Source organism: Burkholderia sp. 22PA0106 (assembly GCF_047497155.1).
Lineage (GTDB): Bacteria > Pseudomonadota > Gammaproteobacteria > Burkholderiales > Burkholderiaceae > Burkholderia.
Map to the genome: position 1 here is coordinate 2,517,045 of NZ_CP163162.1, position 12,157 is coordinate 2,529,201.

At 57.8% G+C, this 12,157-nt stretch carries 9 protein-coding genes and 1 pseudogene; 4 read left to right on the top strand and 6 right to left on the bottom strand.

The annotated features are described in order from the left end of the window. Positions 1–220 precede the first annotated feature (220 nt). A protein-coding gene (locus tag AB4850_RS10790) for an IS5 family transposase (RefSeq protein WP_414439808.1) occupies positions 221–1,032 on the top strand; the annotation gives its coding sequence in 2 pieces (ribosomal slippage) (positions 221–560 and positions 560–1,032; 813 coding nt in all). Between the two features lie 124 nt (positions 1,033–1,156). On the opposite strand, the gene AB4850_RS10795 is transcribed toward AB4850_RS10790, so the two are convergent. Then, positions 1,157–2,452: an IS701 family transposase gene (locus AB4850_RS10795; RefSeq protein ID WP_414442002.1), complete on the bottom strand. Its 1,296-nt coding sequence runs from the start codon at positions 2,450–2,452 to the stop codon at positions 1,157–1,159. 510 nt (positions 2,453–2,962) lie between these two features. On the opposite strand from AB4850_RS10795, the gene AB4850_RS10800 reads away from it, so the two are divergent. After that, positions 2,963–3,583: a hypothetical protein gene (locus AB4850_RS10800; protein WP_414439809.1), complete on the top strand. Its 621-nt coding sequence runs from the start codon at positions 2,963–2,965 to the stop codon at positions 3,581–3,583. Between the two features lie 156 nt (positions 3,584–3,739). Here the strand turns inward: AB4850_RS10800 and AB4850_RS10805 are convergent, their stop codons facing one another. The 3 genes from AB4850_RS10805 to AB4850_RS10815 all read right to left on the bottom strand — a co-directional run bounded on the left by AB4850_RS10805 (position 3,740) and on the right by AB4850_RS10815 (position 8,665). Then, positions 3,740–5,290, bottom strand: a complete 1,551-nt coding sequence (locus AB4850_RS10805; RefSeq protein ID WP_414439810.1) for a hypothetical protein — start codon at positions 5,288–5,290, stop codon at positions 3,740–3,742. A 426-nt stretch (positions 5,291–5,716) separates the two neighbouring features. After that, the gene (locus AB4850_RS10810) at positions 5,717–7,255 is read right to left on the bottom strand and encodes a methyl-accepting chemotaxis protein (RefSeq protein ID WP_414439811.1); all 1,539 of its coding nucleotides are present in this window, start codon (positions 7,253–7,255) and stop codon (positions 5,717–5,719) included. 303 nt (positions 7,256–7,558) lie between these two features. After that, positions 7,559–8,665, bottom strand: a complete 1,107-nt coding sequence (locus AB4850_RS10815) for an alkene reductase (protein WP_414439812.1) — start codon at positions 8,663–8,665, stop codon at positions 7,559–7,561. Between the two features lie 141 nt (positions 8,666–8,806). On the opposite strand from AB4850_RS10815, the gene AB4850_RS10820 reads away from it, so the two are divergent. Next, complete coding sequence (locus tag AB4850_RS10820) at positions 8,807–9,706, top strand: LysR family transcriptional regulator (protein ID WP_414439813.1); 900 nt, start codon at positions 8,807–8,809, stop codon at positions 9,704–9,706. Between the two features lie 198 nt (positions 9,707–9,904). Here the strand turns inward: AB4850_RS10820 and AB4850_RS10825 are convergent, their stop codons facing one another. Together AB4850_RS10825 and AB4850_RS10830 are read right to left on the bottom strand one after the other, a co-directional pair. After that, positions 9,905–10,585 (bottom strand): LysR substrate-binding domain-containing protein, encoded by a 681-nt coding sequence (locus AB4850_RS10825; RefSeq protein WP_414442003.1) that lies wholly within the window; start codon positions 10,583–10,585, stop codon positions 9,905–9,907. 57 nt (positions 10,586–10,642) lie between these two features. Further along, positions 10,643–10,906, bottom strand: a pseudogene (locus AB4850_RS10830) (LysR family transcriptional regulator); the annotation flags it as partial. A 54-nt stretch (positions 10,907–10,960) separates the two neighbouring features. On the opposite strand from AB4850_RS10830, the gene AB4850_RS10835 reads away from it, so the two are divergent. Next, entirely contained in the window at positions 10,961–12,130 is a 1,170-nt protein-coding gene (locus AB4850_RS10835; RefSeq protein ID WP_414439814.1) for a CaiB/BaiF CoA transferase family protein, read from the top strand. Positions 12,131–12,157 lie beyond the last annotated feature (27 nt).

Consider the following 12,157-nt stretch of genomic DNA (forward strand, 5'->3'; position numbering starts at 1 on the left):
TATGGATGCTGCACGCCGTCCCTTGCACGGTGCATCAACATCCATTCGTGCAGCCTCGGCCCACCTAACGTGGATCGCTCGTATTACCTAAGCAACGGCGCCTGTGAGCGTGGCGCTATATCGCCCCTACTTAGAAGCTGTTGCGAAATTAAGTTTTGGGTCTGTTAAACTTTTCCGACTTGGTGTTAACTTTCTGTCTTGTTTTGCCCGACAGAAAGCGATGCCTAAAGAACTGATAGACGACGAATTGTGGTCACTCATCGAACCGCTGCTGCCTGCGCGAGCACCGCGCAATCGCCAATATGCGGGTCGAAAGCCGACACCCGACCGAGCCGTTTTAACCGGCATCGTGTTCGTGCTGCGTTCGGGCATTGCGTGGAATCTGCTCCCGCAAGAGATGGGATGCGGTTCAGGCACCGCCTGCTGGCGCCGACTCGTTGCATGGCAAGAAGCAGGAGTCTGGCAACGCATCCACGAAACGTTGCTGGCCGAACTGCGGCGTCGTGGAGAAATCGATCTGTCTCGAGCGCTGGTAGACAGTTCGTCGATTCGCGCGATGCTGGCGGGAAAAAAACCGGCCCGAATCCAACGGACCGGCGCAAGCTCGGCAGCAAACACCACCTCATCGTCGACGCGAAAGGTATCCCGCTCGCGGTCATCCTGAGCGGGGCGAACCGCCACGACCTCACCCAGCTTGATGCACTCGTCGATGCCATTCCACACATTCGAGGCAAGCGAGGACGCCCACTGCATAAACCTCAAATCGTTCAGGGTGACCGGGGCTACAGCTCGGAAGCACATCGACAGCGTTTGAGACAGCGCGGCATTACACCGATGCTCGCAAAGATTGGCTCGCCCCATGGCAGTGGTCTGGGCAAAACGCGTTGGCCCGTCGAGCGTTCGATTGCATGGCTTCACTCGTTTCGACGCCTGAAGATTCGCTACGAACGTTATGCCCATGTCCATGAAGCCTTTCTGTCCCTGGCTTGCGCCTTGATTTGCTGGACCCGACTCAAGTCAACGTTTAACTAATTTCGCAACAGCTTCTTAGTCTTACTGTGTCAAAAAATTAATCTTAAACGCTGAACAAAACGGACATCGCAGGAGCCGACGCGCGATGTACGCGGCGATACGCCAGCGCAGCGTGGTGATGGAATCAGCTACGTGGCGCTGCGCGCGCTGGGGACCCGCGTGGCACGTAATCCGAGGGTAAGGCAAATGGGTCGCGGATCGCGGAGTTTTTTTTACTGTCGCCTTGAATGAGGCGTTGAGCAACAAGAAACCCGTAGGCGGCGACACACAACGATGCATGGTGATGGAATCCACGCCAACCGCGCCCTTCGAAGTGTCCCAGGCCGAATTCCTGCTTGAGATCCTGATAGTCCCGCTCGATACGCCAGCGCATCTTGGCGACATGAACCATGCGTTCGAGCGTCGTGTCCGGGGGCATAGTCGAAAGCCAATACTTGAGTGGCTCCGCATCACCTTCAGGCCATTCGATTAGCAGCCATTCCTCATCGCGCAGTGTGGACCGCCAATAATCGCGGTGTGAGGCACGCACTCGCACGGCGGCAAAGCGCGAACTGAGCGCGGCGCACGTGCCTTCGCGCCATATCACGTTGCGATAGCGCGAGGCATCGAGCGTCGAGGCCAGATCCTTGACTCCGATCGGCTCATGTCCGGGCGCGCGCCTTAACAAGCTACGCGGCCGGCCCGATTTCCCCGTGGAGGGCTCGGGCGGTAGAGGAGCGGTGCCCGGCGCCCATACACGCGTGTTCGAGCGAATTCCCACCGCATACTGCAGCCCGAACTCGCTAACGGCTTCGCGAAACGAGGTGTCGTCTCCATAGCCGGCATCGGCCAACACGATACCGTCGGGCGCGCCGCTTTGCCGTGCTTCGCGCAACTGCTCAGTCGCAATCTCCGGTTTGGTTGCAAACTCAATTTCATCGGGTACGCCTGCTTTCTGTCGTCGCGCGGGATCGTCGCTCCATTCACGCGGCAGATACAGTCGATACGACACTGGTAGGCTTGCGTCTTCCGTCGCCACCGACAGACTCACCGCAACCTGGCAGTTGTCCTGCTTGCCCAACTGGCCGCAGTATTGCCGCGCCACGCCGACCGAATGCTTGCCCTTCTTGGGAAATCCCGTGTCGTCAATGATCCAGTACAACCCATCAGTCGGGTCCATGTGCGGCAGCACCCAACGCCGCACTTGCTCAAGCAGCGCCGTATCGGACCATCCCGACTTCGCCACGAAATGATGCAGCGACTGGTGTCGCGCGCTCACATGCTCCGGTTCCAGATGTGCCGCCAGCGGCTCGACGCTCTTGCGTCGAATTGGCAGCATCAGCCCTTGGCAATAGCCCCTCAATCCTGCTTCCCGATCGTTATGCTCAAGCGCTTCGCACAAATGTCCCAGATACAACTCGAATGACGTCTCCCAGTCCATCATTCCCCACGCCGTAGATGAAGGAGCTTCTATAGTGGCATGAATTTACTGACACAGTAAGATTAGTATTGAAAGAGAAAAATGCACAAGTGTCTGAATTGCGGCCATCAGTTAGCGATGGTGAAGATCCGGTGTCCATCATGTGGCCGATTGGGGACAGTGCAGTTTGTGACTGAGGGAAACGGTGGGCCGCCGTCGCTCCCGAACAGTGCGGGGACGATCTCGGATCCATCCGGTACGCAAGCGGGTAGAGTGTCTCCACGCCCAGCCGCGGCAATGTCGCAGCCCTCCCTTTCGGCTCCGATGCTGAGAGCGGCTGGTAGCAGTGCGACCTCCTCGCCACGGCCCCGCGTCGCTGGAGCCAATCCACCCGAGCCGACTTCCGGGCCGCCCCGCGTGCCACCGAAACCCTCTCACCTCTCGCCTCGACGTGGCCCGCCGTCTCCTGCAGCACAGCAGGGATCCGTGCCGACGGTGCGGATCCGATCCGACCTCGGCAGGGATCGTGCAGTGGAAATTCAGCGCACTTTTGAAGAGCACGGACTTTGGATACGCACTGTCCAAATGAAAAATTGTCAGTGCCTGACCGACGCCACTATTTCCTTTAACCAACGCACCCGCCTCGTCGGAAACCTAGATGGCGATTCGTGGACCTATGTGCATCCGACCATTCCCCAGTATTTGTACCAGTTTGCTCCGGACAATGGAAAACGGGCGGTCGCACTGATTGTCGACTGGACGAAGACCAAAGACCGGTTCGTCGAATACTCCCTGATCGACATGAGCTCGAACAAGCGTTTTCCCCCAAACACCCTGGCGAAAACGCCTGACGAAACTGAGAGGGACATGCGGAAGATGCGTGCCGAGCTAGCAGGCAAGACTCATATCGAACACAACGAAGTCCGTGCCTGCCAGATACGCAAGGATGCGCTTGTTGGATTGGTATGGAACCCTGTGACCAACGGAACCTCACTATCGGAAGGCCGCGCCACCTGGGAGGCAAGCAAACCGGCGTTTGAAAATTTTATTAAGAAGCTTCAAAAACACCAAGTGGCGGCAAGTGGCTTGCCTATTTTTATGTACAGCGTCAGCGGTGGAATGGCACTCCATTATTTGGACTTTATCTCCTAGGCGCCGGCTGGCCGAACTACGCAACTCCGTGCCGGTGTCTCCCAAGTTAGAACGTGCGCCAATTTTCTTGCTTTTCATTACGCCAAGGTGATAGACCAGCGACACGGCCTCCCTCAGCGATCGGCCGTGTCAACGAACAACTATGCCCGCTCTATTTTAATTAGCAATCGAGCCAGAACTCAACAAGATCATTCCGTGTAGGGTCGACAGCAGTTGCCGCCACCCGACACCGTTCGCCGCAGCCTGACCATTGTTCAACATGGGCGTCAGCAAACTGCGCAAATCCTTCGATTCAGTCGTGCTATGAGGCGTCGTGACATCCGACGCCTTCACGCCGTGTAAAAATTGGGCAATCTCGGTAGATTCGTTCTCGGATTTTCGCAAATTCGCATTTTTCAGCTTACCTTTCTCGGTCAGCAAGCTGACCGTGCTGCTCGCCACGTCGCTGACATGGGCATAGTCGTAGCTCTGACTATCCGATGCGGCGCTAAGAGGCTTTTTCAGAGAACCGCCATCTAGTGCCGTGTGATAAGAAGCGCTCAGACGCGACTGCTGGTTTTGAATGATCGCCTCCTGCGACGCTTGTCCATCAACTTGAGTAGTTTGGGAAACTTGGTAAGAAAAGTCATCAGTCTGCTTCGGTAGCACCGGGTTGGACTGCACCGGAGTGTTCGTTACCGATCCGGTGAAATCAGGCAATCCCGTCAGCATCGAATGCGCCGCTTGTTCAAGCCATGGTTGGTTGTCCGTGCCCGGGATTTGCTGCGATGGCGTGCTCATATTTCCGTTTAACTGTGTGAACGCGTCTTTAAAGAGATTCATCACAGCACTGTTCCCGCGACCTTCCTGGTTGGCATGATCGAATTGCGCCAAATAGCTCGTGATCGCGGCACTCTGCTGAGTGCTCGAACCCAATGCGGAAGCGCTCGCAGCGTCAACGCTCAGGTTGACCGTACCTGCGGAATCCGTGATGTTGACAGTTCGCTTCGTGTCGCTTAACGAAATATTCGCCGAACGGTTGTCGGCTCCGTCACCGCTAACGCTGTACTGCAGATTGACTGATGACAGGACAGAAAAATCATACTGTGTCAGTCCAGTCAAATTGAGGGCGGGCGGTGAGCCGGACAAGCCATCAATGGCTTGCTGGAATCCGTCTGCCAATTTTGACAGCGCCGTGCGATCGGCATCGCTAAGTGTTCCAGTACCATTCACACTCACGCCCAACGTGCCATTTTTGCTGCTCAGCTCAATGCTCACGCTCGCGCCGCTCACTGTCTGAACGACCAGATTGATGTCACCCTGCACGCCTTGCGCACCAAGTGCATTTGCCGGGCTTCCATTGGCAGCAGAAACCGTCACGGACTGCGAAAAGTTACTTCCCGTGGATGTGAATCGCTCAAGCAACGCACTGCCTAGATTGTTGAATTGCCCTGATATCGAATTCGACATGTAGTCGGCCGCCATGACATCGGAAACGGGATCACCGCCGTTATTCTGCCAATTGACGCTTGCGACCGCCCCTACCGCTGCATCAGGCCCGATGACCGTACCATCGGGCAGATATATATGGAGTGCTTGGCTGACTCGAGACGGAATAGTAACGATGGTCGAGCCACCACCACTGTTTACCAGTGGCTCCCCACTTCCCCCGGGGATTCCTGCTGCGCCCGGAGCCTCATATAGGGCCGAAAGCATTCCCGCATTCATTGATGATATTGTCGTCATGATCAAATAATTTTTTATTTAATATTGGATTAAAAGGTGCCTGTTGCGACCCAGCCTATCCACCAATAACGGCACGACAATAAACAACGTTAGGCTTGGTGAGGATATTTTTTAAAATCAGTCCTGCACCTGAGGTTGACCACACACATTACACGGTGAAATTTTGCAAGACACGTACATGTTCACTCCAGTCAATCACGACCGCTCGCACCTCTCCAGGTAGCATGGCACCGTTGCGCCGCTCGGCATCGACATGCGTGCCACCGCGACGGGACTACGGAAAATGCTACGAATTACAGAACCTTGGTCCCCCATGATCACCCGCTAATATCACTGCAGCCGGGATTCAACATCCAATTTTTTGGATTGCCTTTCGGCAGCGCCGCAACGTCGATCGGTAGCAAGGGATCAAAAGCGAAAGCCGGCAACCACCTCGCGCATCCTGTTCGCCTGTTGGTTCATCAATGATGATGCCGCAGCGCCTTCGTCCACTAGCGCGGCATTCTGTTGTGTCACCTGATCCATATGCGCGATCGCAGCCGTGACTTGCAGGATACCGTGGGCCTGCTCGCTGGATGCATCGGCGATCTCGCCGAGCAAATTCGCAACGCGGTCAGTTGACGCAAGCATGTCGATCATCTGACGGAACGCGCCATCCGCCTGCGTCGCGCCCCTCTTGACGCGCAACACTGACCCATCGATTTGCTCTTTGATCTCCTTGGCCGCGTTGCTCGATCGTTTCGCAAGCGCACGCACTTCAGTTGCAACCACGGCAAAGCCACGCCCGCGCTCGCCAGCGCGCGCAGCCTCCACCGCCGCATTCAAAGCGAGGATGTTTGTCTGGAACGCGATGCTCTCAATTACCGCGGTGATCTCGGCAATCGTCCCGGACCCTTGTTCAAGTTCCTTCATCGTCTTCGACAGCAGCGTCACAGCATCGGCAACGCCACGCGCACTGTGTTTAACCGCATCGGCAAGCAGGTTCGCTTCGCCCGCGCTCGCAGCGTTGCGTTGCACCGTCGCACTCAGTTCTTCCATGCTCGCGGCGGTCTCCTCCAACGAAGACGCTTGTCGCTCCGTTCGCTTCGACAGGTCGTCGCTGCCAGCGGCAATTTCCACCGCTGCATCGGCGACATGATCAACGCCATCGCGGACAGTCGAAACCGTATCTCGCAAGCTCATCTGCATACTGCGCAGGCTGCCCAGCAATGCGCCAAATTCGTCGGCGCGCACAATCTCGATATGCGACGTCAGATCCCCTTTCTCGATCGCTCCAAAGTGTCTAATAGCGGCCGAGAGCGGCTTGGCAATCGCGCGACGCAGCATGAACCAAAATCCAAATGCGCACAGCAACCCGACCAGCGTAGCGCTGATCGTGAGCGACGATGTCGTCTTCTCACGAGCTTCGCTTATCGCCAACAGTTCCGCAGAATCGTCGACCTGGAATTGCGAGAGTTTCCCGGTAGCGTCGCTGAACGGACGGTAAAGTCTTGGCATCGTGTCAAACAGTAGTTCGACCGCGGCATGCCTGTCGCCAACACGCAGCGCAGCAATCGTCGGCGTGAGCCCGATGTCGATCAGATCGCGACGCGTTCGCATGACAGCATCGGCGAGCCGCTTTTCGACGGCATCGGATGGATAGCGCAGATATGTGGCCCAAGCCTTATCTGATTGATCGATCAGTGCCTGAGCTGATCGCAATCTCGACTCCGCCATAGTGGCGTCGCCCGCGGCAGCCATTCGGTCAAGTTCGATCTGTGCCTGCGCGATGAACTCTCGTTGCTGCTGGACCGCGATGACGGTCGGCACGTTGTCCGATGTATCGGACAACGCACGATTGGTCGAGTGAATGCCGTAAACGCCGCCGAAGCCGACCAGAAACAAAAGCAATGCGAGCAGGGATAGGACAACCGCGAGAAGCGTCCGTATTTGAATGGTCGTTGCCATTTCAGCAGATTCCGAAAATGATGATTGATCCAACGGCAACTTTGGCAGGCTCGTTAAATCGCGTAGGGCGCTGCCGCCCCCGCTTTTGGACGGATATCAGACTCCGACGCCAGCTTGACGCACAGGTATCCAGGCAACTACGTGCCACGATCTGCGCTTTCCCGGATCAGGCTTTCTCCACTCATTTATCAATGGGCATGTCAATACTCACCGCCTGCTACCCGATCAACGATCGCTACAAGCCCGATTTTCAAGCTCAACATGCTTCCCGCATCAAACCAGCATTTCATGCAAGAGTGGAATTCAATCGATTGGAGAGTAGTCGATATACCCTTGCGCATCCCCTTGGTAATATGTGCTGCGCTCGGACGACGCAATTGGTAAATTGCGTCGAAATCTCCGGACAAGATCAGGATTGCCAATAAAAGGAGTGCCGAAGGATACGAGGTCGGCCAGACCGGATTCAATGATTTCGCTGGCGGTAATCTGGTTGAAACCAAGATTCGCAATAAGCGCCCCCCTGTACCGAGCGCGGAAGTACCTGACTGTATCCTGCAGCCTCTCTACCGGAGTGCCACTTAAATCACGTGCGGCGCGCACGATCTGCAAATAGGACAAAGGTAGGAGATCGAGCCGGCTGGCGAGGTAATCGTAGGTCGCCACGGTCTCCGAAGTCGGCCCGAAACCACCCATCTCGAAGACGGGAGCAACTTTGATCCCGATGCGGCCGGGTCCCCACTCCCTTATCAATGCATCAAGCACATCGAGAACGATACGTGAGCGGTTTTCCGCGCTGCCACCGTAATCGTCCGTTCGCAAATTCAATGCACTGTTGAGGAATTCCGGCAGCAAGTAGGTCGTGGCAGCATGCAGTTCTACACCGTCGAATCCGGCTATGCGGGCATTACGAGCGGCGGCGGCATATTCACCGATAGTCTCGCGAATGTCGGTCAGGGTCATTGCACGAGGGGTCACAGTTTGCTTGAACCCTCCTGGGGTGAACGATTGCAGCCGTGGGTTGATGGCCGAAGGTGCGAGAGGAAGCGCTCCGCCGAAGAAGTCGGGATGAGAAACAGCCCCTGAATGCGCAAGTTGCGCGTAAATCCGGCCACCTGCTGCGTGGACCGCATCCGTGACCCTGAGCCAGCCAGCGACCTGCTCTGAAGTGAACAGGCCTGGAACGTTGGTGAAGCCGATTGCCCTGGGACTGACCCAAACGGCCTCTGTCACGATCAGTCCAGCGGTGGCACGCTGACTGTAGTACCGAGCATGCAACTCGGTGGGGACGAGGCCTGAATTTCGCGCGCGGCCGCGAGTCATCGAGGCCATGACGATTCGGTTCGGGAGATCTAACTGACCTAGTTTGAATGACGAAAAAAGTGACATTTGACGCGTGCTCTCATTTTGCATGCTCCGGGATTTCAGCCCCCCGAACGCGGGATGGAAGTGGGCCAATCATCAACGGGATCGCGGGGCGGTGACTTGCGCCTATACTTGCATCATTTGAATTTTCGCTGTAGTACCAAATTCAGAGTAGGACTTATTCGAAAAATGAATGATAGGTTTCTGGCCCTTCAATTGTTTGTACGGGTCGCCCGGCTGGGAAGCTTCTCGTCCGTCGCACGAGAAACGGGGTACTCCCAACCCAGCGTGTCACGCATTGTCCATGAGCTGGAAAAGCGTGTCGGAGTCTCGTTGCTGACTCGGACAACGCGCGTTGTCACGCCCACCGATGCAGGGCTTGAATACCTCGCACGTGCTGAATTGATAATTGCCGCGATGGAAGAGGCCGACCACGCGGCCAGAGGAACAGGCGAACTGCGCGGTATCTTGCGCGTCGCCTTGTCGTCGTCGATGGCGGCTCGTACCATCTTGCCTCGACTGGCGCGATTTACCGATGCTCATCCTGCTCTTCGTGTCGAGTTCGTACTGACGGACGAGCGGCAAGATCTCGTTACAGACTCGATTGACATCGCGATACGGGTTGGCCCCCCATCCGATTCGACGGTAGCTTTCGCCAAGAAGATCGGAGTCATTCGTCGCATGGCTGTGGCGTCGCCCGCTTACCTGCAGGCGGCCGGGATGCCGCGCAAGCCCTCGGATTTGGAGATGCACCGTCTCATCATCGGCTGCGCTGCGCGGGGGGCAGATGCGTGGACGTTTCGCAAGGGTGGCCTCCAAGCCACGATTCGTGCCGAGGGGAAACTGATAATCGGCGGGAACGAGGCCGTCATCGCCGCAGCCGTGGCAGGTCTTGGAATCGCCTCATCCGGTGAGCTAGGATTTCGGCACGATTTGGAAATTGGATCCCTGGTCAGGATATTGCCGGCCTGGGAAATGGGATCGGCAGACGTCCATGTCATCTTGCCGGCTGGCCGCAGCTCAAAACCTTCGGCAAGGGCCTTTGCCAGCTTCGTCGCGACGGAATTTCGCGAGCTGCTGGAACACTGAGCGCTTCCGCAGCCGGAGGATTCGCCGAAGCTGCCTTTCGCGACTTCCCGCCACGATTTCTGCGTGAGGCCGAGCCCTGCGAGCGCCCAGACGCGCGTGCTCGAACTGACCGGAGGCGAAGGCGCCGATCGCGGCTGCGAATGCGTCGGCTACCAATGCAGTTGTCACGGCCGCGAATCCCGGCGTCACGATCGAGGTTCAGGTTGACAGCCCGGTATTGCCGTACACGGAACTGGGTCCGCATAGGGTTGACAGTAAGCGGTCACGGAATGGATTGACCGCCTCCCCGTTTCGCAGGACACACACACGAAGATCCCGCCGTGCCCAAGTGTCGGAAAGCCGGACCACCGAAACGACGGAATTCGTGCCATCGTCCATTGCCGAGCGCGCCACGATTCCGATCCCGGCCCCCGAGGAGACCAGCTTCACGATAGCCCCGTAGCTGGACACCTGGACTCGCACGTCGAGCCTTCCCCCTAGCGCGTGAGCATGGTTCATCAGGAAAGTATGCAGCGCGGCTCCGGGCTGCAGGCTGATAAATGGGCGACTGAGACAGTCGGCGAACGTGATCTTCTCTCGCCGGCCGACATCGCTTCCCCGTGGGGCCACCACCACCAATTCATCCTCACGATACGGGATGAAGTCCAGATCGGGATGCACGGCTTCCAGCGCGACGATCCCCAGGTCCGCGCGTCCCGAAGCAACGGCTGACACGATATCGTGGCTGAGCCTTTCCTCCAGCGAGATCCGCACCTGCGGGAATACCTCGAAAAACCGCGCAAGGTCGTCGGGCAGATGAGAGCTGATCGCGTTGTTGTTCGCGAACAGGGTCACGTGGCCGATCAGCCCGTTCGTAAATGGCAACAAGTCAGCGTTCATCTGTTCCATTCGGGCAACACAGTGCCGGGCGTGCTCCATTACGATGCGTCCCGCGGCAGTGGGTACCACGCCGCGGGCGAACCGCTGGAGCAAAACAACTCCGACTATCTCCTCCAAGCCCTTGACTCGCAGGCTGACTGACGATGGCGCGAGATGACAGCGTTGCGCACCGCGCGTAACGCTACCCTCTTCCGCTACTGCGAGAAATACCTCCAGATCTGTCAGATCAAAGCGCATTGCCCTTCCCCCGGTTCGACGTGAATTGTGCTGTCTGCATTCGCGTTTGGCAAACGCCGAGTTTGAATCTTCTCGATGGTCCATCCGGCGAGTAAAACGGATACTCGCCTCACATCGACCGATTGGATGAAAACGAACATGAACAGCGACACCCGCACCGGCCAGCCATTGCCGCTCGCCGGCCTCACCATCGTGACGATCGAACAGGCGCTTGCTGCACCGCTCTGCACGAGTCGACTGGCGGACATGGGCGCCAGAGTGATCAAGATCGAGCGAGCCGAAGGCGATTTCGCGCGAGGATACGACGACGCCGCCAACGGTGACTCTTCCTACTTCCTCTGGACCAATCACGGCAAGGAGTCGATGGTGCTCGACTTCAAAAGACCGGAGGATGCGGCCCTGCTCCGCCGCATGATCGAACGCGCCGACGTATTCGTGCAAAACCTCGCACCGGGTGCACTGACACGCGCGGGATTCGACAGCGCGGCACTTCGCCAACGACATCCCCACCTGATTACCTGCGATATCACCGGCTATGGCGACAGTGAGGCGGTGGGCGCACTCAAGGCATACGACTTTCTCGTGCAATGCGAAAGCGGCCTGGTAGGCATCAGCGGCGCGCCGGAGGCCATCGGGCGCATCGGCGTATCAATCTGCGACATTGGTGCCGGCATGAACGCGACCATTGCGGTGCTGTCGGCGCTGGCGTTACGCGCCCGCACCGGCAAAGGCTCCGGCGTTTCGGTATCGCTGTTCGACGGTGCGGCGGATTGGATGACCGTGCCCTATGTACACGAACGCTACGGTCGAGGGGCGCCGTCACCGCAAGGACTCAAGCATCCTTCGATCGCGCCATACGGCGCTTACGGCACGAGCGACGGACGCCAGATCGTCATCAGCATCCAGAACGAGCGCGAATGGCGTCGATTCTGCACCGTGTTTTTGGGCGACGAGGCACTGGCAGACGACCCGCGCTTCGCCTCGAATAACGCACGGGTCAGCTATCGAGCGGAACTCGACGCACGGATCGGCGAGGCCTTCGCGCGCCGCTCGCTCAATGAGGCGCTCCAGCTCCTGGGCGAGGCAAACATTGCATATGGCCAGCTGCGCAATATAGCGGAACTGATCGAGCATCCGGCGCTGCGCACCTGGCCGATGCAGACCGACGGAGTGGAACTGCAGATGATCGCGCCACCCGTGCGTGCCCCCTGGGATGCGCGGCGCTTTGCTCGGGCGCCTCGCCTTGGAGAGCACACGGATCGGCTTCGCGCGGAATTCGCGAACACCAATAACGATATGCCTGTTTGAGCCGCACTGATTCTCGGCAAGCTGCGC